18 protein-coding genes and 1 riboswitch are annotated in these 19816 nt (G+C 66.9%); of the genes, 8 read left to right on the top strand and 10 right to left on the bottom strand.

Annotated features, from left to right (window positions below):
* The 3 genes from IAQ70_RS07045 to IAQ70_RS07035 all read right to left on the bottom strand — a co-directional run bounded on the left by IAQ70_RS07045 (position 1) and on the right by IAQ70_RS07035 (position 4115).
* Positions 1 to 1299, bottom strand: a complete 1299-nt coding sequence (locus tag IAQ70_RS07045; protein ID WP_190988604.1) for a deoxyguanosinetriphosphate triphosphohydrolase — start codon at positions 1297 to 1299, stop codon at positions 1 to 3.
* Entirely contained in the window at positions 1283 to 2461 is a 1179-nt protein-coding gene (dusB, locus tag IAQ70_RS07040) for a tRNA dihydrouridine synthase DusB (RefSeq protein WP_190988603.1), read from the bottom strand. Before dusB ends, IAQ70_RS07045 begins: the two co-directional genes overlap by 17 nt.
* Positions 2462 to 2645: 184 nt before the next feature.
* Positions 2646 to 4115, bottom strand: coding sequence for a YibE/F family protein (locus IAQ70_RS07035; protein ID WP_190988602.1), 1470 nt, complete (start codon positions 4113 to 4115; stop codon positions 2646 to 2648).
* 81 nt (positions 4116 to 4196) lie between these two features.
* On the opposite strand from IAQ70_RS07035, the gene IAQ70_RS07030 reads away from it, so the two are divergent.
* The 3 genes from IAQ70_RS07030 (at position 4197) to IAQ70_RS07020 (ending at position 7440) form a co-directional block, all read left to right on the top strand.
* Positions 4197 to 5006 (top strand): alpha/beta hydrolase, encoded by an 810-nt coding sequence (locus IAQ70_RS07030; protein ID WP_190988601.1) that lies wholly within the window; start codon positions 4197 to 4199, stop codon positions 5004 to 5006.
* On the top strand, positions 5003 to 5818 hold the full coding sequence (locus IAQ70_RS07025) for a DUF1295 domain-containing protein (protein WP_190988600.1): 816 nt from the start codon (positions 5003 to 5005) through the stop codon (positions 5816 to 5818). The genes IAQ70_RS07030 and IAQ70_RS07025 overlap by 4 nt, the downstream gene beginning before the upstream one ends.
* A gap of 167 nt (positions 5819 to 5985) precedes the next feature.
* Entirely contained in the window at positions 5986 to 7440 is a 1455-nt protein-coding gene (locus IAQ70_RS07020; protein WP_190988599.1) for a short-chain fatty acid transporter, read from the top strand.
* A gap of 117 nt (positions 7441 to 7557) precedes the next feature.
* On the opposite strand, the gene IAQ70_RS07015 is transcribed toward IAQ70_RS07020, so the two are convergent.
* The 3 genes from IAQ70_RS07015 to IAQ70_RS07005 form a co-directional block, all read right to left on the bottom strand.
* On the bottom strand, positions 7558 to 8586 hold the full coding sequence (locus tag IAQ70_RS07015; protein WP_190988598.1) for a GNAT family N-acetyltransferase: 1029 nt from the start codon (positions 8584 to 8586) through the stop codon (positions 7558 to 7560).
* A 2-nt stretch (positions 8587 to 8588) separates the two neighbouring features.
* Positions 8589 to 9974 carry a glycine--tRNA ligase gene (locus tag IAQ70_RS07010; protein ID WP_190988597.1) on the bottom strand — a complete coding sequence of 462 codons (1386 nt, stop codon included), beginning with the start codon at positions 9972 to 9974 and terminating at the stop codon, positions 8589 to 8591.
* Positions 9975 to 10150: 176 nt separating this feature from the next.
* Entirely contained in the window at positions 10151 to 11116 is a 966-nt protein-coding gene (locus IAQ70_RS07005) for a DMT family transporter (RefSeq protein ID WP_190988596.1), read from the bottom strand.
* A gap of 32 nt (positions 11117 to 11148) precedes the next feature.
* Between IAQ70_RS07005 and IAQ70_RS07000 the strand changes: the two genes are divergently transcribed.
* A complete protein-coding gene (locus tag IAQ70_RS07000) occupies positions 11149 to 11382 on the top strand; it encodes an RNA-binding S4 domain-containing protein (protein WP_190988595.1) in 234 nt (77 codons plus the stop codon).
* 104 nt (positions 11383 to 11486) lie between these two features.
* Here the strand turns inward: IAQ70_RS07000 and IAQ70_RS06995 are convergent, their stop codons facing one another.
* Complete coding sequence (locus IAQ70_RS06995; protein ID WP_190988594.1) at positions 11487 to 12137, bottom strand: alpha/beta hydrolase; 651 nt, start codon at positions 12135 to 12137, stop codon at positions 11487 to 11489.
* A 95-nt stretch (positions 12138 to 12232) separates the two neighbouring features.
* On the opposite strand from IAQ70_RS06995, the gene IAQ70_RS06990 reads away from it, so the two are divergent.
* From IAQ70_RS06990 to IAQ70_RS06980, 3 genes are read left to right on the top strand one after another with little or no spacing between them, the layout of a single operon-like run.
* Entirely contained in the window at positions 12233 to 13081 is an 849-nt protein-coding gene (locus IAQ70_RS06990; RefSeq protein WP_190988740.1) for an SGNH/GDSL hydrolase family protein, read from the top strand.
* Positions 13082 to 13133: 52 nt separating this feature from the next.
* Positions 13134 to 14483 (top strand): winged helix DNA-binding domain-containing protein, encoded by a 1350-nt coding sequence (locus IAQ70_RS06985; protein WP_190988593.1) that lies wholly within the window; start codon positions 13134 to 13136, stop codon positions 14481 to 14483.
* A gap of 49 nt (positions 14484 to 14532) precedes the next feature.
* Positions 14533 to 15081, top strand: a complete 549-nt coding sequence (locus IAQ70_RS06980) for a hypothetical protein (protein WP_190988592.1) — start codon at positions 14533 to 14535, stop codon at positions 15079 to 15081.
* A gap of 199 nt (positions 15082 to 15280) precedes the next feature.
* Here IAQ70_RS06980 and metX read toward each other — a convergent pair whose 3' ends face one another.
* On the bottom strand, positions 15281 to 16396 hold the full coding sequence (gene metX, locus IAQ70_RS06975) for a homoserine O-acetyltransferase MetX (protein ID WP_190988591.1): 1116 nt from the start codon (positions 16394 to 16396) through the stop codon (positions 15281 to 15283).
* A 13-nt stretch (positions 16397 to 16409) separates the two neighbouring features.
* Positions 16410 to 16524, bottom strand: a riboswitch (SAM riboswitch).
* An 83-nt stretch (positions 16525 to 16607) separates the two neighbouring features.
* Entirely contained in the window at positions 16608 to 17969 is a 1362-nt protein-coding gene (locus IAQ70_RS06970; protein ID WP_190988590.1) for a bifunctional o-acetylhomoserine/o-acetylserine sulfhydrylase, read from the bottom strand.
* 204 nt (positions 17970 to 18173) lie between these two features.
* Here IAQ70_RS06970 and IAQ70_RS06965 point away from each other — a divergent pair, with 204 nt between their 5' ends.
* On the top strand, positions 18174 to 18812 hold the full coding sequence (locus tag IAQ70_RS06965) for a VOC family protein (RefSeq protein WP_190988589.1): 639 nt from the start codon (positions 18174 to 18176) through the stop codon (positions 18810 to 18812).
* 115 nt (positions 18813 to 18927) lie between these two features.
* Here IAQ70_RS06965 and IAQ70_RS06960 read toward each other — a convergent pair whose 3' ends face one another.
* A complete protein-coding gene (locus IAQ70_RS06960; protein WP_190988588.1) occupies positions 18928 to 19707 on the bottom strand; it encodes a CPBP family intramembrane glutamic endopeptidase in 780 nt (259 codons plus the stop codon).
* Positions 19708 to 19816: the final 109 nt, after the last annotated feature.

The raw sequence follows: 19816 nt of genomic DNA, 5'->3' as shown, positions 1-19816 counted from the left end.
TCACCAAAGCGACGGCAGGCTCCCCACGAGCCGTTCGTACATGGCCAGCGCCGATCCGTCGGTGAGTGACGCCACCTGGTCGATGACCACGCGAAGGCGCGCTCCGTCGTCGGCCGCGTCCCGCCAGTCCGCTGCAAACATCGGCTCCAGGTGCCGGTCCCCCGTGGCGTTCAGGGCGGTGACCAGGGCGTGCAGGACTTCGCGCTGGCGCTCGTAGATGGGCTGGCGGTGCTCGGTGGTCATCACGAACGTGGTGGCCAGCCCCTTCATGACTGCGATCTCCATCACTGTCCCGTCCGGGACCATCAGCTCGGCGTTGTACCGGGTGAGGTTTTCCGGGCCGTAGAGGGCACGGGTGGTCTCCAGGGCGCTCTGGCAGAACCGGCCGATCAGCTGGCTGGTCATGTTCTTCAGGGCGCCCATGGATTTGCGGCTGCCGTCGGCTTCGCGGACCCACACGTCGGTGGCTTCGAGCCGGGCCAGGGCAGCGTCGATGGCGGCGGGATCATTGTGCGGGAGGTACCACTGCTTGGCGTAGCCCACCACCCGGGCGCGGTGGTCAGGGTTGTCCATCCAGCGCAGCTGGAAGTGGCCTGCCACGATCGCGTCCTCGACGTCGTGCACCGAATAGGAAATGTCATCGGCCAGGTCCATGACCTGGGCCTCGAGGCAGGACCGCCGCGCCGGGGCGCCTTCCCTGATCCAGTTGAAGATGGGGAGGTCGTCCTCGTAGGCGCCGAACTTGCTGGTGCGCTGCCCGTGGATCACCGGCGCGTCAAGCGCCGACCAAGGGTATTTCGACGCCGCGTCCAGGCTGGCGCGCGTGAGGTTCAGTCCTGCGGGGCGGCCGTCACTGGCCAACACCTTGGGCTCCAGGCGCGTCAGCAGGCGGAGTGTCTGGGCGTTCCCTTCGAACCCGCCGATGGCATGTGCCACCTCGTTGAGGGCGGACTCGCCGTTGTGTCCGAACGGCGGGTGCCCCAGGTCGTGGCTCAGGCACGCGGTGTCCACCACATCCGGATCACAGCCCAGCGCACGGCCCAGCTCCCGGCCCACCTGCGCCACTTCGAGGCTGTGGGTCAGGCGGGTGCGGACGAAGTCGTCGGTGTCCGGAGCCACTACCTGGGTCTTTGCGCCAAGCCTGCGGAGCGCCGAGGAATGCAGCACGCGGGCGCGGTCGCGCTCAAAGTCGGACCGGTAGGTGCTCTTGGGCGGTTCCTCCACCCAGCGGGCGGAGTCCTGGGCCTCGTAGCCGGGCAGGACCGGCGCTGTGGTGCGCGTTTCAGCCACCGGAAACATCCAGCTCCGCGGCGGAGATGTCCTTGGACTGTGCATCGTTCAGGGCCCGGGATTCCAGCCAGTCTTTCGGCAGCGCGGGCTTCTTGGGCGAACCTGCCCGTCCGCGCGGACCTTCGGCGTCGACGCCGGGGTACGGCGAATCCAGGTCCAACTGGTTGAGGGTCTCCCGGAGGACCTCCAGGCTGGTTACCAGTGCCAGTTTGGTCCGGAGCTCCCCGCCCACGACGTAGCCCTTGAAGTACCAGGCGATGTGCTTGCGGATCTCACGCAGCGCCTTGCCCTCATCGGCAAACGTCTCCACCATCAGTTCGGCATGCCGGTAGACACTGTCCGCCACCTTCCGAACGTCCGGCCTGTGCCTGACATCGCTCCCCTCGAAGGCAGCCATCAGGTCACCGAACAGCCACGGCCGTCCCTGGCAGCCGCGGCCCACCACAACGCCGTCCACCCCGGTTTCCTGGACCATGCGGACGGCGTCCTCGGCGGACCAGATGTCCCCGTTGCCCAGGACCGGGATATCGGGCAGGGTTTCGCGGAGCCGGGCGATCGCGGACCAGTCGGCCGTGCCGGAGTAGAACTGTGCGGCTGTCCTGCCGTGAAGCGCGACGGCGGCGACACCGGCATCGCGGGCGATGCGGCCTGCGTCGAGGTACGTCAGGTGGTCATCGTCGATGCCCTTGCGCATTTTGATGGTGAGCGGGACGTTGCCCTTGGACGCCTCCTTGACCGCCGTCTGGACGATGGAGGTGAACAGGTCGATCTTCCAGGGCAGGGCGGAGCCGCCGCCGCGCCGGGTCACCTTGGGAACGGGGCAGCCGAAGTTCAGGTCGATGTGGTCTGCCCGGTCCTCGTCCACCAGCATGCGCACCGCCTGGCCGACGGTGACGGGGTCCACGCCGTAGAGCTGGACGGAGCGGACTTTTTCGTCGTCGTCGTGGGAGATGATCCGCAGGGATTCGGGGGTGCGCTCCACGAGGGCACGCGAGGTGACCATCTCCGCTACGTACAGCCCGCCACCGTATTCACGGCACAAACGACGAAAAGCGGAGTTGGTGATGCCCGCCATGGGAGCCAGGATCACGGGGGTGTCCACCGTGATGTTGCCCAGCTTCAGGGGCGGGAGTTCCAGCTTGGGGGCGGGAGGGGTTGCGGTAACAGTCACCTGTCCATTGTCGCAAAGGCGGGCAAATCGGCGGGAATCGGCACTGTGCAGGGTCAGTTGGTGGGCGGTAGAGAGCCAGCCACGGTCCCCCGCAGGTGTCAACACCCCCGTGCAGGGTCAGTCGATGGGCGGTCGAGGGCCGGCCACGGTCCGCCCGCTGGTGTCAACAACCGCCCTGTCAGGACTAGTTGCGGTCCGCGCGGCGGCCCCTGCGGGTTTCCGGCGCCGCGCCCGATCCCGCATTCTCCGGCCCGCCCGGCCGCGCACCTGCCAGCGTTGCACGGCGGGACCGGCCAGCCTCGGCTGCCGCTGACAGCGCGCCCGTATCGCCGACGTCGTCCGGGTTGATTTCCGGCGCCCGCCTTTCCACGGCGTCCCCGGATCCGGCGTCCGGACGGGCCACCGGCCGGACGCCCGTGGCCTTGACCACCAGCACCGCGATCAGGGTGGTCATCGGAATGGCGAGCACCAGTCCGATGGAGCCGACGAGCGTGCGGATGACTTCCTCGGAAAGCTCCGCGCTGGTCAGGGTGTCCCCCAACGGCCGGTTGTAGAGCATCACGATGATGAGGATGGGCAGGGCTGCGCCGGCGTAGGCGAACGCGATGGTGTAAACGGTGGAGGCGATGTGGTCGCGGCCGATCCGCATGGCGGACGTGAACAGTTTTCGGGCGCTGGTGCCGGGGGCAAGCTCGTAAAGCTCCCAGACGGCCGACGACTGGGTGATGGTGACGTCGTTCAGCACACCCAGCCCCGAGATGATCAGCCCGCACAGGATCACCCCGGAAATGGAGATGTTGGCGGAAGTGTTGATCAGGGTGGTGGCGTCATGGCTGCCCACTCCGGCGAGGTTGGCGGCGTCGGTGGCCCAGGCGGCCAGAAGCGCTGTGATGCCCAGCCCGAACATGGTGCCCAGCAGTGCCGTGGACGTCCGGGCGGAGAAGCCGTGGGCAAAATAGAGGACCCCGATCATGATCACCGTTGACCCCACCAGTGCCAGCAGCAACGGCGGTTTTCCCTCCACCAGGCCGGGCAGCATAAATCCGGCCAGGACGAAGTACGCGCCCACCAATCCGAGCAGCGCCCGCAGCCCGCGCCAGCGCGCCACCGTGATGACCACCAGCGCGTAGAGGAGCGCCAGCATCACGATGGGCAGCGTCCGGACGAAGTCGACAAAAATGTAGGCCGGAGACCCCTGCGACGCCGCGGCCCCCGGTGCATTGGAAAGATTCAGGTACCTGATCTGGTCCCCGGGTTTCACACCGTGGGATTTCGCCACCTCCGGGTTGATCACCACCTTGACCGGGCTGCCGCCCTGGTCAGGCTGGGTGAAGGCGAACATGCAGTCCGACCCCTGCGGGGCAGGCTGGCCGGAGGGAACGCCGGCCGGGGAGCCCTGCGTGCAGCTTTCTTCCACCACGCTCTGGATCTTGCCGGTATCGAAGCTCACTCCGGGCGCTGCCGAGTACGGGCTGGCGAGCGAAATCCCCTCCTTGGACCCGGATGGCCAAAGCATGGCCATGCCTGCCAGGGTCAGCAGCGTCAGCGGCACCAGGATGGCGGCAAGTATGCGGTTCGCCTTCCGGCGGGCGGCAATCGCTTCTGCAGTTGGCTCCGAATGACCTGTTGAAGCGTGGGAGTGACCGGATCCCATCAGCAGCTAATCCTCATACCTTGAACTCTACGTCCGGCACCTTAGGGTTGATAAATGGTAGGAAGCGGGAAGGACCCAGGCATGACGGACCGCAGCACCGAGGGCAGCCGCACTCCCCCCGCCGGCGGGGCAGGCAGCGGCGCCGGAGGCATCAGCGAAGGCAGCGCCGGACACCCGTCAGGAGCAGTACGAACCACGCAGCAGGCGTCGCTCACCGTGCTGGAAGCCACCGGCCCCACAAGGGGCGTGGCCCTGGTGCTGCACGGCGGCAAGGCGCACAGCTATGAGCCGGTGGAAGCCAGGCACCTGAGCCCGCTGCGGATGCTGCCGTTCGCCCGCCACCTGCACCGCGCGGGTAAGGACTACGGGCTGGCTGTCTGGTCCCTGCGGAACAGTGTGCGGGGCTGGAACGGACAGGCCATGTCGGCGCTCCACGACGCCCGCTGGGCCCTCCAGCAGATTAGCGATCAGCACCCCGGCGTTCCCGTCTATCTGGTGGGCCACTCCATGGGCGGACTTACCGCCGTCTGCGCGGCCGACGACCCGCAGGTGGAGGCCGTGGTGGCCCTGGCCCCGTGGCTCGGACCGGAGACACCTGCCCAGCGGGTTGCCGGGCGAAAAATCCTGATCGTCCACGGCACGGGAGACCGGATGACCAGCCCGGCCCAGTCCCTGAAGTTTGCCCGCCGCGCCGCCCTTGCGGCGGCGTCCATGCAGTACGTTTCGCTCAACGGCGCGGGCCACTTCATGATCCGCCGGGTGCGGCTATGGCACACCCTGGCCACAGGATTTGTGATGAAGTCCTTCGCCGAACGCACCGGCTTCACCTACCCGGCATCCGGCACACTGGACCGGATCCTGCCGGAGTCCGCTGCCCAGGTCAGCCTGTGACCCCGTTTCCGTGGCCGGAATTTGCCGCTTCGCTGCCATGGACGGCGCTGGCGGTGGCGGTGGTCCTGGCCGTGACGTTTGTTGTGGCCGTCCGGCAGCACAGGCACTCGGTGATGGACGTTGCCTGGGGCCCGGGATTCGTGGCGGTGGCGGTGGTCTCCTGGTTCCTTTCAGCCGGGCAGGGTGACGACACGCGGCGCCTGCTGCTTGTCCTGCTGACGGCTGCCTGGGGTCTGCGGCTCGGAGTCCATATTGGCTGGCGGGCGCGGGACGGGCATGAGGACCCGCGCTACAAGGATCTGCTGAAGCCAGCACCGGGCTCACGGAACGCCTATGCCCTGCGCCGTGTCTACCTGCCGCAGGGCGTGGTGATGTACTTTGTGTCCCTGACTTTGCAGGTGGGGATGTTCGCCGCGGGTGCCGTGGGCTGGGTTGCGGTCCTGGGCATCCTGCTGTGGGTCACAGGGTTCGTCTTTGAGACCGTGGGCGACTGGCAGTTGGCCCGGTTCAAGAAGGATCCGGCGCGGCGCGGAACGGTGCTGAACACCGGCTTGTGGCGGTACACCCGGCACCCAAACTACTTCGGTGATGCTGCTGTTTGGACAGGACTTTTCCTCATTGCCGCAGACTCCTGGCCGGGCATCCTCACCGTACTGTCACCGGCCCTGATGGTCTGGACGCTGACGGCCAAGACCGGCAAGCCCCTCGCGGAGAAGGCAATGTCCGGCCGGCCGGGCTATCAGGAATACCTGGAGTCGACGTCGGGATTCCTGCCGCTCCCGCCCCGCCGGCGCAGGACCGGAGCTTCCTGACCAAGCCAGTGGGCGGCCCAGGACCACACCCGGCCGACCCCGCCTGACCAGGCCACGGCGGGCGACGGGCGGGTCCGGCCCCGGGCAGCGGCGGACGGGCGGCTAACCAGCCCGCCGCATGGCTAGACTCCTTGGGGTATTACTGAACCCAATGGAGAGGTATTCCTGTGGCAGACGCAGTCCTGACCAACCGCGGCCCTGAAGAACGCGGGCTCGCCCGGGTAGCCCAGCGGATGGCGGCGTGGACGGAGAAATGGTTCCCGGACGCCTACATCTTCGCCCTGGCCGGAGTTGTCCTCATCGCCGTCGCGGCGCTGGCCATCGGCGCCTCACCCCAGTCCATCGCCGACTCCTTCGGCAACGGCTTCTGGGACCTGACCGCCTTCACCCTGCAGATGGCGATGGTGGTCCTCACCGGCTACGTGGTGGCGACATCCCCGCCCGTGGCCAAACTCATCAACCGGCTCGCCCTGATGCCGGCAACGGCCCGCTCGGCCGTGAGCTTTGTGGCGCTGATGTCCATGTCGGTCTCCTTCCTCAACTGGGGGCTCAGCCTGATTTTCGGCGGCCTGCTGGCACGCGCCATCGCCCGGCGCAAGGACCTGACCGTGGACTACCGGGCCCTCGGTGCGGCCGCCTTCATGGGCCTCGGAGCCGTCTGGGCGCTGGGCCTGTCCTCCTCCGCCGCGCAGCTGCAGGCCACGGCCGGATCACTGCCCCCGGCGCTGCTGAAGATCACCGGCGTGCTGGACTTCGGCACCACCATCTTCACCTGGCAGTCCCTGGTGACCCTGGCGATCCTGGTGGCCCTCACCACGGTGATCGCGCATTTTTCCGCACCCCGGGGCGGGTCCATCCGGACCGCTGAGGACCTCGGCGTGGACCTCGATGACGAACCCGCCCCGGCGGCGCCACGCTCCCGCCCGGGCGAATGGCTGGAGTACAGCATGATCCTGCCCATCCTGGCGGGCCTGCTGACCCTTGGCTGGCTCATTTCGCAGTTTGTCACCAAGCCGTTCCTGACCGTGGTCAGCAGCCTCAACGGCTACCTGCTGGTCTTCCTGATCCTGGGCCTGGTGCTGCACGGCACGCCGCGGAACTTCCTGCAGGCCGTCAACAAGGCCGTCCCCGCGACCGCCGGCATCCTGGTCCAGTTCCCGCTCTACGCCGCGATGGCTGCCATCCTGACCAGGGCCACCGGCCACGGCGGCATGACCCTGTCCTCACACCTGGCCGAGTTCTTCTCGGACATCGGCGGCGGTGGTGCGTTCGCCGTCGTCATTGCGCTGTACACCGCCCTGCTGGGACTGTTCGTTCCCTCGGGCGGCGGCAAATGGCTCGTTGAGGCGCCGTACGTGATGCAGTCCGCCACCGATGTCCAGATGAACCTCGGCTGGACGGTGCAGATCTACAACATCGCCGAGGCACTGCCCAACCTGGTCAACCCGTTCTTTATGCTGCCGCTCCTGGCAGTGCTGAAGCTGCGTGCCCGTGACCTGGTGGGGTTCACGTTCCTGCAGTTTGTGTTCCACCTGCCGGTGGTGCTGCTGCTGGTGTGGCTGCTCGGGATGACGTTTGAGTTCGTCCCGCCGGTGTTCCCGGCCGGCACCACAGTGCCGTGACCACCCTGCCTTAGGAGGCACGCTTTAACTGAGTAGCGCCATCTGTCGTCGTGAGGGTTCACAACGACGGATGGCGCTACTTACTTGGGGAACGGGACGTTCCCTGGCGGGGAACGGTCAGTCCGAGACGACCAGGGTGTCGGCCCCCTGCTGGTGCGCCTTGCCGCTTTCCAGCAAAGGCTCGACGGCGGAGCGCAGCGCTGTCATCGAATCGTCCAGTTCCAGCATGACCGGGTGCTGGTACGCGAGGAGCGCGAGCAGGTCGCGGACCGCGGCCGCGGCGTCGTCGGCATCCAGTGCGGGTTCGTGGCCCACAAAGACGTCCGTCGCCTGGTTGCCCTCGGCGGGGGCTCCCCCCGCAGGGTCCTGGGCAGGCGCAGCGTAGCTCACCGCAAAGGCCCGGATGCGGCCCTTTTTGCTGGGGGCAACCCCGGCGCCGAAGGCGGATGCCGGCTCGGCCCGCAGCACAATGGCGCCGTGGGCTCCGGTGAGGTCGTCCAGGAACAGCTTCTGCACCTGGCCCACCGACAGCACGCCGGGCGAATCCCAGCCGTGGATGGAAGTGTAGTAACGGCCCACCACGTCGGTCAGCTCAACGGAGCCGGTGGCGAGGTCCATGACCACATCGGAACCGGCGTTTTCGTCGTTCGCCGGCCGGCCGCCGTCGTTCTTTGCAGGGAAGACCGGCAGCTTCAGGGCGCCGGGTTCCACCACCACCAGCCGCGAGCGCTGGATGGGCCTCAGCCCGTACTCCTCGGCGAACGCGGCCCCGGGGCTGCCGGGCTGTACCTTGGCGCGCAGCTTGAAGACGCCCGACGGCGCCTGCTCAACTTCGCGGCGCAGCATGGTCAGGAGCGTGGCGCCGATGCCGGCACGCCGGTGGTCCCGCGCCACTTCGATGTAGGCCCACAGCCGATCCGGGTGCAGCGATGCCTCGTAGACCACGCCGGCCCCAACGGGGATGCCGACGCCGTCGATAACGTCCTCGGCCACGATGCAGCGGCGCCACGGGGTGCCGTCCGTCCCGGCTGAGGAAACGGTGAGGGCACCGCGGAACTGCCTGGCCTGTTCGGTCTCCGGGCCGCCCCAGATTTCGAGCAGCGCCAGGTCGTCGCCCTCACGCCATTCGCGGTATTCGATGGCCATGCTCAGGCGCCGATCAGGCGGGCGGCCAGGTAGCCTTCCACCTTGTCCAGGGAGACGCGTTCCTGGCTCATGGTGTCCCGCTCGCGGATGGTCACGGCCTGGTCGTCGAGGGTGTCGAAGTCCACGGTGATGCAGAACGGCGTGCCGATTTCATCCTGGCGGCGGTAGCGGCGGCCGATGGCGCCGGCGTCGTCGAAGTCAATGTTCCAGTTCTTGCGCAGCTGGGCGCCCAGGTCCTTGGCCTTCGGCGACAGGTCCTCGTTGCGGCTCAGCGGCAGCACGGCTGCCTTGACCGGGGCCAGGCGCGGGTCAAGGCGCAGGACAGTGCGGACGTCGACGCCGCCCTTGGCATTGGGTGCCTCGTCTTCGGTGTAGGCGTCCACGAGGAAGGCCATGAAGGACCGGGTCAGGCCCGCGGCGGGCTCGATCACGTACGGCGTGTAGCGCTCGTTGGTGGCCTGGTTGAAGTAGCTCAGGTCCTGGCCGGATGCCTTGGAGTGCGTGGAGAGGTCAAAGTCGGTGCGGTTGGCGATGCCTTCGAGCTCGCCCCATTCCGAGCCCTGGAACCCGAAGCGGTATTCGATGTCGGTGGTGCCCTTGGAGTAGTGGCTGAGCTTCTCCAGCGGGTGCTCGAAGAAGCGCAGGTTCTCCTCCCGGATGCCCAGTCCGGTGTACCAGGACATGCGCTCCTTCATCCAGTACTGGTGCCACTCTTCGTCCGTGCCGGGCTCGACGAAGAATTCCATTTCCATCTGCTCGAACTCGCGGGTGCGGAAGATGAAGTTGCCCGGGGTGATCTCGTTCCGGAAGGACTTGCCGATCTGGCCGATGCCGAACGGCGGCTTCTTCCGGGACGTGGTGAGCACGTTGCTGAAGTTCACGAAGATGCCCTGGGCCGTTTCCGGGCGCAGGTAGTGCATGCCTTCCTCGTTGGCCACCGGGCCCAGGAAGGTCTTGAGGAGGCCGGAGAATTCCTGCGGCTCGGTCCATTCACCACGGGTGCCGCAGTTGGCGCAGGCGATGTCCTTCAGGCCGTTCTCGGCGGGGCGGCCCTTCTTTTCCTCGTACTCTTCCTCGAGGTGGTCAGCGCGGTAGCGTTTGTGGCATGAGAGGCACTCCACCAGCGGATCGGAGAAAACCTCCACGTGACCGGACGCTTCCCAGACCTGGCGGGGCAGGATAACGGAGGAGTCCAGGCCAACCACGTCTTCGCGGCCGCGGACCATGGACTGCCACCACTGGCGCTTGATGTTTTCCTTCAGCTCGGCACCCAAGGGCCCGTAATCCCAGGCAGAACGCGAACCGCCGTAGATCTCACCGGCCTGGAAGACGAAACCCCTCCGCTTGGAGAGGGAGATGACCTGGTCGAGAACGGACTTTGGTGCCATGGTGGAACTCCAGTTTCTACAGGGCCGCTGGGTGCGGTCCGCGGTTATTTTGGCCCTGACGCACGGGTGTGCGGTCCCGCTGGGTGCGGGCGGGCAGACGAAGGAAGCAGGGTGCAGGAAATAAGGTGCAGAGGACTGCGTGTCCTAGCCTACCGGCCATGCCGCGGGACGGCGCGCTACCGTCGGAAGGCGCCGCGCGGCCAGGGAAGTGTAGCCACCAGGATCGCAGCCAGGGTCAGGATGGTCCCCAGGATGGTGGGCAGCGCCACCACGGAGCCGGGGGCGGGGACCACGAGGTCAAGGATCAGCGAGCCCACCAGCTGGCCGGCAATCATGCCCAGGCCCGTGACCAGGACGCCCAGGCCGCGGACCAGCACGGCGGCCAGCCCGATGAAGATACAGCCCATGGGCCCGCCGAGGTAATACCACCACTCCCCGGGCAGCGGATTGCCCGCACCCGCGACGGCAACCTTGATGCCCCATACCATCCACAGGAGGATGCCGCCGGCGACGAAGTTCACCAGCGTCGCCGCGATGGGCGTGCCGTAGTGGAGGGTTGCGGTCCCGTTCATGGCTTGCTGGAAACTCATCAGGAATCCCGCCGCCAGGGGCAGCATCAGGGGAAGCAGCAGCAAACCGGCATCGGCGGCGTTGCCAAAGCGCGGGGACACGGCCCAGGCCACGGCAATGATGGTCAACACGCTCCCCATGATGCGGACTCCCGTGATGCCGCGCTTGCCGCCCGGGCCGATCCCGAGCCGGTCCACCAGGAGGCCGCTAAGGGTCTGTCCGGTGACGGTGGCCACGGTGAACAGGGCCACGCCGAGCAGGCCCACAGTGGTGGACTGGGCAAAAACGAAGAAGGCACCCACGCCGCCTGCGAGGACGTAGTACCGGGGAAAGCTGCGTTTCCGGAGGGCGGGGACAATGCGCGTCAGCCCGGCCCGGCCCTTGGGCAGCAGCAGCGCGATGGCCGCGATCAGGATCAGACCCGTACTGAAGCTCACTACCGCCGCGGCGATGCCGTCGTTGAGCCGGACCCCGAGGGCACCGTTGATGCGGCCCTGGACCGGAATGGCCAGCCCTGCGCCGACGGCCAGTGGGAGGCCAGCGAGCAGCGGCAGGCGCGGGGTGTGGGTCATTGAATTCACCTTACGTCAGGCATCATTGCTGTATGAGCAACCAGGACATCGAAGAGATCCCCATCCGTGACAGCATGATCCGCCTTGGCCAGCTCCTGAAGCTCGCCAGCCTGGTGGAAGACGGTGTGGAGGCTGCCGAGCTCATTAAGAACGGCCTCGTCAAGGTCAACGGCGAGATCGATGAACGGCGCGGCCGCCAGCTCCACAACGGCGACACCGTAACCGCCAATGGCCAGACCGTGAAGGTCGTTGCCCCGGAGGCCTGAAAACCCGACGCAAACGCGCGGGCGGGGCGGCGACCTCTTGCGATGACAACGCGACCTGCGGCACTGTGCCCCGGGCCGCCGTCGTGCGTTGCGCGGTCAGCACTTCACTTGTTCAGCACCTCATGCGTCAGGAACTCGGAGACGTGCCCGATCTCCTGCTGGTTGATGCCGTGCCACATGCCCGTGTAGAGGACTTTGGTGAGGTGGACGTGCTTGCGGACCCAGCCCATGGTGTAGTCGATCTTGTCCGGGGTGATCACCGGGTCCTGCTGGTCGCGGCCCCAGAACAGGGGGACGGATCCGTCCAGTTCGCTGTCCCTGAAGTCGGGATCGCCGTCGGCGTTAATCACAAAACCGGAAAGCCCGACGACGGCGGCATAGTCCGCAGGCCTGTACCGGAGCAACGTGGTGGCCATGGCCATTCCCATGGAGAAGCCGAGCAGCGTCACCGACGGGTGGTTGGCCTTGATTGCGTCGATCCACTCCTGCACATAGCTGGCTGCCTTCTTGACCGCTTCCAGGGAGTAGTCGATGGTGTTCGTGAGCGGGAACCACATAAATCCCGGACCTGTAGCGAGTGGCGCCCTGACCGAAGCAACAACGAAGTCCTGGGGCAGCATGTCGGCCAGGTTCAGCAGGTCATGTTCGTTGGCCCCGTAGCCATGGAGCAGCACGAGCAGCGGCCGGCCCGGGCGCTGGTCCTCGGGCCGGGACCACATAACAACAGGGGCAGGAAATACTTCGGCGTCAGTCATGGTTTCCATTCTTACAGTTACCCAGTGGTAACTACCTACGGTGGCGTAGCTCGAGAACGAAAGGGCAGGATAGGACCGTGACTGACGCAAGAGCCATGCAGAACCACCTCCCTGCTACGCAGGCCCACCCCTGGAGGCGCTATGTGGCCATGGGCGACTCGTTTACCGAAGGCATCGGGGACCCGGAACCTTCAAGCCCGGGCGGGTTCCGCGGCTGGGCGGACCGGGTGGCCGAGGAACTGGGCCGCGGCCAGGATGATTTCGCCTACGCCAATCTCGCCGTCCGGGGCAGGCTCCTGCAGCAGATCGTGGACCAGCAGCTGGCTGCCTGCCTCGCACTCAAGCCGGACCTGGTCACCCTTTCCGCCGGCGGCAACGACCTCATCCGGCCCGGCGGCGACCCGGATGCCCTCGCCGAAAAGCTCGATTCTGTGGTCCAGATCCTTTCGATGGGCGGTGCCACGGTGGTGTTGTTCAACGGACCGGACACAGGTTCCTCGGTCCTGGGCCGGATCCGTAGCAAGGTGGCCATCTACAACGAGAACCTGCGCACCGTGGCCGCCCGCCACGACGCCGTCATCGCGGACATGTGGTCGCTGAAACAGCTCAACGATCCGCAGATGTGGGACGTGGACCGGCTCCACTTTTCGCCGCTGGGCCATCACACCATCGCCGCCATGGTGCTCGATTCGCTCAACGTCAGCCACACGCTCGAACCCCGCATGCCGAAGCCCTTGCCGCCGCGGACCTGGCGGGAAGCACGCAGCGGAGACCTCGTGTGGGCCCGCGAATACTTCGTCCCGTGGGTGGTCCGGCGGCTGCGTAACCGCTCCTCCGGTGACGGAATTACGGCCAAGCGCCCGACGCCGGGGCCGGTGTTCGGCCCGGGCGTCCCCTTGGGTTCGGGTGAGGGTCCGCTGGGCACCACCGAAGCCCGTCGCTAGCCACGGGCGCAAGCGCCCGTCGCAGGGAACCCGGGAGGGAAACGCAGCCGCCATGGAACAGGAAGAGGTGGTGTGTCGCCGGCTTGACGCCCAGTTGCTGCGGGGGTCGCGGGTTCAGTCGCCCGACGACGTCGTCCGGCACCTCCTGGCCGTCCAGGCCCAGGAATTTCCCTACGCCCGGTGGAGCCTGGCGCAACGCACCCTCCGTGAGTCCGGCGCCACGATAGCTGCCACCGCTGTAGCTGCCGCCACCGCCGCTGCCGCCACCGCTTCAGCTACCACCACTGCAGCGGATGTGGAGCAGGCGGTTTCAGACGGCCGTATCCTTCGCACCCATATTTTGCGGCCCACCTGGCATTTTGTGCACCGGGATGATCTTCGCTGGCTGCGGGCTTTGTCGGCACCCCGGCTCCATCGGGCCAACGCCGGAACCTACCGCCGCACTGGAATCGATGCGGCCGCCGCGGAACGGAGCGGCCGGGTCCTGGCCGATGCGGTTCGGGGCGGCCGGCACCTCACACGGGAACAGTTAGCGGAGCAGCTGCAGCGTGCCGGGTTCGCGGCATCTGGCCTGGGACTGGCATACCTGATCATGCACGCCGAAATCAGCGGCGTGTTGGCCAGCGGATCGCCCGTGCGTAGTCCGGGCGGGGCCTTGAAACAGACATACGCCCTTTTCGACGAGCGCGTGCCGGCCGGACCGGTCGAGCCTTTGCCCCGGGAGGAAGCGCTCGACGAGCTGGCCCGGCGGTACTTCACGAGCCGGGGTCCAGCCACGGTCAAGGACTGCGCCGACTGGTCCGGCGTCACGATGACCGATGTCCGTCACGGCCTGGCGCGGGTCCTGGACTCCGCTCCGGCGGTGTTGGAGACGGTGGCGATTGACGGCGTCGAACACTATTTCCAGGCGGGTACGGACGGCGCCGCGGCCGCTTCCGGCGGCAGGCTTGCCTCCGGCGCAGCGGCCGCTTCCGGCGGCAGGCTTGCTTCCGGGGGCGCGGCTGCTTCCGGGGGCGCGGCTGCTTCCGGCCGCAGTGCTGCTTCGGGGGCTACCGAGCGCGACGGCGGATCGGCCGGGGCAGTTCCCCGGATCGACCTGATCCAGTGCTACGACGAATACGTCATGGGCTATTCCGCGACGCGGCACTATTTTGGCGGCAGCGCCCCGGCGTTCCCCTTGGGCGGCGCGCCGATGCACGTTGTGCTGCTGGACGGGCGGATGGCAGGCTCCTGGCGGCACACGCTGTTTCCGGGCCGCTGCGAGCTGGAGATCCGCCTGGCCGGCCCTTCGGATCCGGGCGCGCTAGAGGGCAAGGCCGTGGAGGGCGCCGTTCACAGCGCCGTGGAACGGTATGGGGCCTTCCTGGGAATCCCGGCCGTCTGGGTGGGTTCGAGGACTTAGGCGGCCCCGGGGCTTAAGCTGGAGGGACACATATGAGAGGCACTACACCGTGAACAGCTTGTTTTTCTGGATCATCATCCTGTCGTTCGTGATACCGATGGCGATGCGGATGTACCGGAAGTCTGTCAACAAACGGAACCAGGGGCAGGGCTTCTCCGGAGGCTACCCCGGCCAGTATCCTGGTCAGTTTCCCGGGACGCAGAGCAAGCAGCCCCGCGACGGCTACACGCAGCAGGATTACATGAGTGGCGGCTACCGGGAGATCATGAGCCCGCAGCCCCTCCCGCCGAGCGAGCCGCTGCCGCCCATGCAGCCGATCCCGCCCGCGAATCAGCAGTTCCCCGGCCAGCAGTTCCCGCCGTACGGACAGCCACAACAGTATGGCCAGCCCCAGGAGTATGGACAGCCTCAGCAGTTTGGCCAGCCAGGGCAGCACGCAGAAGCACCAAAGGCTCCCGCCCCGGCAACTCCCCCGGCGCCGTCGGCCCCGCAGGGCTACCGCGCCCGGAAGCTCGCCGAACTGGACCAGCAGTACAGCAATGGCGAGCTCGCCATGGAGGAGTACATGAAGCGCCGCTCCGACATCATGAACGGCTGAACCGTCACGTCTGGAACCGCGCCAGGCCCCCGCTGGACGCAAACCATGTCTTAGACGCAGATCCTTGTCCGGCCAGGAACACCAGGGATCAGGAACACCAGGGATCAGGAACACGGTGGCCAGGAACACCGGGATCAGGAACACGGTGGCCAGGACCACGGTCGCCAGGAACAGACCCGCCGACGCGGGTGCGTCCGCGCTAGACCAGGAACGTGCTCCGCAACTGGCTGCCGAGCTGGCCGATCTCGGTCAGGAAGCCGTCGTGGCCGATCGGGGCCTCGATGACGTGGACATCAACATCCCCGGGCAACGCGTCAGCCAGCTCGCGGGACTGGGACGGGAAGTAGAGCCGGTCGCTGTCCACTGCGGCCACAAAGAACCTGGCAGTGGCGCGGCCCAGGGCCTCGTCCAGGGAACCCCGCCCGCGCGTGACATCGTGGCTCATCAAAGCGTCGGTGATCGCGATGTAACTGTTCGCGTCGAACCTGCCCACCAGCTTTTTGCCCTGGTGGTCCAGGTAGCTTTCCACCTGGTAGCGGCCGCGCTCCCCCAGCGCCGCAGCCTTCAGCGGCGATTCGGGGACCTGCGCCGAGCGTCCGAACCGGCCGTCGAATTCCTCAGCCGAGCGATATGTGATGTGCGCAATGCGCCGGGCCAGGGCGAGGCCGTCCTCGGGCAGCGGTCCGCCGTAATAGTCGCCGTCGTTGAAGTTGGTGTCCTGGCGGATGGCCAGGGTCTGCGCCTGCGCGAAGGCGATTTGTTCAGCCGTGCTCGCGGCCCCCACGGAAATGACAGCGCAGCGCTGCACCCGTTCCGGAAACGTGACCGCCCACTCCAGGGCGCGCGCCCCTCCCATGGAGCCGCCCAGCACGGCAAACCAGCTCTGGATGCCCAGCTGGTCCGCCAGCCGGGCCTCGGCCGCCGTCGTGTCGCGCAGGGTTACCAGCGGAAACCGGGACCCCCATGGCCTTCCGTCGGGAGCTTCCGACGACGGGCCTGTGGAGCCGTAGCAGCCGCCCACAATGTTGATGGAAACCACAAAGAAGCGGTCCGTGTCCACGGGCGCGCCGGGTCCGGCCAGCTGTTCCCACCAGCCGGGCTCGTCACTGTCGCCGCGCGTCACGTGTGTGCTGCCGGTCAGGGCATGCTCAATCAGGACGGCATTGGAGCCGTCCGCGTTCAGGGTTCCCCACGTTTCATACGCCAGGGTGACGTCCGGCAGGTAACCGCCGGCTTCGAGTTCCAGGCCACCGATGGTGGCATAGCGGACCACGCCGTTTCCGGGAGCTGCCGTTCGGGAGATGGTGATCGTCATGGTAAGGACCTCTTCTACGCGCTTGCCCGCCGTCAATTGACCGGCTGGCCAGGTCCTCACCCGGGGCACCCCACCACGGAAGAGGGTTGCCGGCCAGCAAGCCGGGGCTGTCGCTGGCACTCATGACCTGGTTCGAGTGTACGAAACAGCCCCGGCTTCTGGCTAAGCGTGTGACCGGTTGTGACTTCACGGAATTGACTCCTGAGGCGGCTTACTGCCGGCTGCCCGCTGTGTCCTCCCCCGTTCCGGCGGCCTCTTCCGCGCTTTTGGCTGCCCGGAAGCCCGCTTCGAGGTCGGCGATGATGTCATCGATGTGCTCGATGCCCACGGAAAGTCGGACCAGCCCCGGCGTTACGCCTGCAATGGCCTGCTGCTCGGCCGAGAGCTGGCTGTGCGTGGTGGAAGCCGGGTGGATGACCAGCGACCGGACGTCCCCGATGTTGGCCACGTGGGAATGGAGCTCCAGGGCGTCCACGAAGCGTTTGCCTGCCTCCGCGCCGCCGGCCAGGTTGAAGCCGACTACCGCGCCGGTGCCCTTGGGCCCGTACTTGAGTCCCCGCTGGTACCACGGGCTGGACGGCAGGCCGGCGTAGGCGACCGATTCGACGTCGTCCCTGGCCTCAAGCCAGCGCGCTACTTCGACGGCGTTCGCCACGTGCCGTTCCACCCGAAGGCTCAGCGTCTCCAGCCCCTGGGCAATCAGGAAGGCGTTGAACGGGGACACGGCGGAGCCCAGATCGCGAAGCAGTTGGACGCGGGCCTTCAGAATGTAGGACAGGTTGGCGCCGAGTGCTCCGTCCGCGCCCAGATCCCGGGCGTAGACCAGGCCGTTGTACGTCGGATCCGGGGTGTTGAAGCCGGGGAACCGCTCAGGGTCATTGCCGAAGTCGAACTTGCCCGAGTCCACGATCACGCCGGCGATGGCCGACCCGTGGCCGCCCAGGTACTTGGTGGCGGAGTGGACCACAATGTCCGCGCCCCATTCGAGCGGGCGGATCAGGTACGGCGTGGACAGGGTGTTGTCCACAATCAGCGGCACACCGGCGTCGTGCGCGGCCTGCGAGACGCCTTCGATGTCCAGTACGTCCTGCCGCGGGTTGGAGACCACCTCGGCGAAGAAGAGCTTGGTGTTGGGCTGGACGGCGTCGCGCCACTGGTCCAGGTTGTCCGGGTCCGCCACAAACGTGACGGAGATGCCGAACTTCTTCAGCGTGTGCGCCAGCAGGTTATAGGTGCCGCCGTAGAGGCTCGGGCTGGCCACCACATGGTCCCCGGCTTCGGCGATGTTCAGGATGGCAAAGGTTTCCGCTGCCTGTCCGGAACTCAGCAGCAGGGCCCCGAGCCCGCCCTCCAGGCTGGCGATCCGCTGTTCCACGGCGTCCTGCGTGGGGTTGCCGATGCGTGTATAGATCGGCGCGAGTTCTGCGAGGGCGAACCGGTTGGCGGCGCTTTCCGCGCTGGGGAAGACGAACGACGTCGTCTGGTAGATCGGCAGGGCGCGGGCACCGGTTGCACTGTCCGGCTCCTGTCCAGCGTGGATCTGGCGGGTTTCGAAAGACCATCCGTTCGACATTCAGGACTCCTTTGACGAGGTGTGGCACTGCACGTGTGCGTTCAGTCTAGGAAGGCCGCCTGACCGGTGACAGGATTATGACGAAGGTGGTCGGTAGGGGCGAGGTCGGCGCCGCAGGGGACATTTCCTCTCCGGAACGACACAAAAAACACGGTAAGGACACCCTTAGCTGAGAGGGACATCACAAAGTGCCAAGATGATGGCATGCGCATGGATCACGTCTCTTACGCCTGTGAACAAGATGGCCTCGCTGCCACCACCGAACGTATTTCGTCTGCCCTCGGCGTTGAAGCCGTGAAGGGTGGAGTGCATCCCCGTTTCGGAACCCGGAACATGATCATTCCCCTCGCCGGCCACAAATACCTGGAAGTTGTGGAGGTACTGAACCACCCCGCCTCGGACAAGGCTCCCTTCGGGCAGGCTGTCCGGGCCCGCTCCGAAGCCGGCGGCGGCTGGATGGGCTGGTGCGTCGAAGTGGACGACCTCACCCCCTTCGAAGACCGCCTGGGCCGCGCCGCCGTCAACGGAAACCGAAAGTTCCCGGACGGCCGCGAGCTGGTCTGGAAGCAGATCGGCATTCTGGGCCTCATTGCGGACCCGCAGGTTCCCTACATGCTGAAGTGGGAAGGCGATCCCGCCCTCCACCCGTCCAACGCCTACGAAAGCAACGTCAAGATGAGTTGCCTGACCATTGCAGGTTCTGCTGAGCGCGTGACGCAATGGCTGGGTGAGCCGGTTGAGAAACCGCTGGAGGATGTAGCCGTTGAGTGGGTGGCTCCGAAGGGGACGCCAGGCATCCTGTCCGTGACCTTCGAAACTGCCACGGGAGCAGTCACCATCTAGCCGTTCCGTCCTGACCGGTTTCCGGTCTCCCGGGCAGTGCCGCCCGGACCCATATCTTCGGCCGCCATCAGCGGGTGCCAATGCCGCCACCCGCTGACGGCGGCCGAATCACTTTTCAGCCCAGGCCCACGGCCCTGCCGAAGAGGCTGAAGCCCACAAACGCGACAATGTCCAGCAGCGCATGGGCAACCACCAGCGGCATCACCCGCTTCGTCCTGGTGTAGAGCCAGGCGAACACCAGCCCCATCACGACGTTGCCGATGAACGGCCCGAAGCCCTGGTAGAGGTGATAGCTGCCCCGCAACACGGCACTGGTAAGAATCGCCACCGGAACGCTCCAACCGAACTTGCCCAAGCGGTCCAGGAGGTAGCCCACCACGATGACCTCCTCCACCACGGCATGCCGCAGCGCGGAGAGAACCAGGACGGGGATGGTCCACCAGTGGGCGTCGAGCGCGCTGGGAATGATGGCGGTGGTTATCCCCAGCGCACGGCCCGCGGCGTAGAGGCCCAGGGACGGAATCCCGATGAGCGCCGCCAGCCCCAGGCCCTGCAGCAGGTCGCGGCCGGGCCGCGCGAAGTTGAACCCGAGTTTCCGGAAGGCCGAGCTGCCGCGTGTGCTCCCGCCCGCGGCCGCCTGCCGCTGGTCCGTGAGGAAGTAGATGACCAGCAGCACCGGCACCAACGCGAAAACGATGTCCAGCAGCTGGTACGTGAGATCAAAGTATTCGCGCGGACTCCGCGACTGGTTCAGCGTGGAAGTCCCCTCCGCCAGCGGGGCCCGCGACATCTTGTCCAGCAACTGCACCACTGAATAAACGGCTGACTGCCCCAGGGACAGCCCCAGCACAATCCAGACTTCAAACCGCAGCCGACGGCGGGAGGGAACCAACATGGTTCCATCTTGCCTGCAGTAACTGATTCTTTGCTGGTTATGGGATGCCAGCAAGCGCGCCTCCCATGAGGGCGCCCGCAGAGCGCGGGGGCCTTTGTGCATGGGCTTG

It is taken from the genome of Pseudarthrobacter sulfonivorans (assembly GCF_014712225.1).
Classification (GTDB): domain Bacteria; phylum Actinomycetota; class Actinomycetes; order Actinomycetales; family Micrococcaceae; genus Arthrobacter; species Arthrobacter sulfonivorans.
Note: the sequence above shows the minus strand (reverse complement) of the source record. Positions and strands in the feature narration are given on the sequence as shown.

Excerpts from the sequence above, each read along its gene's own strand:
- IAQ70_RS07045 (WP_190988604.1), bottom strand. The coding sequence starts at position 1,299 with ATGTTTCCGGTGGCTGAAACGCGCACCACAGCGCCGGTCCTGCCCGGC.
- IAQ70_RS07035 (WP_190988602.1), bottom strand. The coding sequence starts at position 4,115 with ATGGGATCCGGTCACTCCCACGCTTCAACAGGTCATTCGGAGCCAACT.
- IAQ70_RS07030 (WP_190988601.1), top strand. The coding sequence starts at position 4,197 with ATGACGGACCGCAGCACCGAGGGCAGCCGCACTCCCCCCGCCGGCGGG.
- IAQ70_RS07015 (WP_190988598.1), bottom strand. The coding sequence starts at position 8,586 with ATGGCCATCGAATACCGCGAATGGCGTGAGGGCGACGACCTGGCGCTG.
- IAQ70_RS07010 (WP_190988597.1), bottom strand. The coding sequence starts at position 9,974 with ATGGCACCAAAGTCCGTTCTCGACCAGGTCATCTCCCTCTCCAAGCGG.
- IAQ70_RS07005 (WP_190988596.1), bottom strand. The coding sequence starts at position 11,116 with ATGACCCACACCCCGCGCCTGCCGCTGCTCGCTGGCCTCCCACTGGCC.
- IAQ70_RS07000 (WP_190988595.1), top strand. The coding sequence starts at position 11,149 with ATGAGCAACCAGGACATCGAAGAGATCCCCATCCGTGACAGCATGATC.
- IAQ70_RS06995 (WP_190988594.1), bottom strand. The coding sequence starts at position 12,137 with ATGACTGACGCCGAAGTATTTCCTGCCCCTGTTGTTATGTGGTCCCGG.
- IAQ70_RS06990 (WP_190988740.1), top strand. The coding sequence starts at position 12,233 with ATGCAGAACCACCTCCCTGCTACGCAGGCCCACCCCTGGAGGCGCTAT.
- IAQ70_RS06985 (WP_190988593.1), top strand. The coding sequence starts at position 13,134 with ATGGAACAGGAAGAGGTGGTGTGTCGCCGGCTTGACGCCCAGTTGCTG.
- metX (WP_190988591.1), bottom strand. The coding sequence starts at position 16,396 with ATGACGATCACCATCTCCCGAACGGCAGCTCCCGGAAACGGCGTGGTC.
- IAQ70_RS06970 (WP_190988590.1), bottom strand. The coding sequence starts at position 17,969 with ATGTCGAACGGATGGTCTTTCGAAACCCGCCAGATCCACGCTGGACAG.
- IAQ70_RS06965 (WP_190988589.1), top strand. The coding sequence starts at position 18,174 with ATGCGCATGGATCACGTCTCTTACGCCTGTGAACAAGATGGCCTCGCT.
- IAQ70_RS06960 (WP_190988588.1), bottom strand. The coding sequence starts at position 19,707 with ATGTTGGTTCCCTCCCGCCGTCGGCTGCGGTTTGAAGTCTGGATTGTG.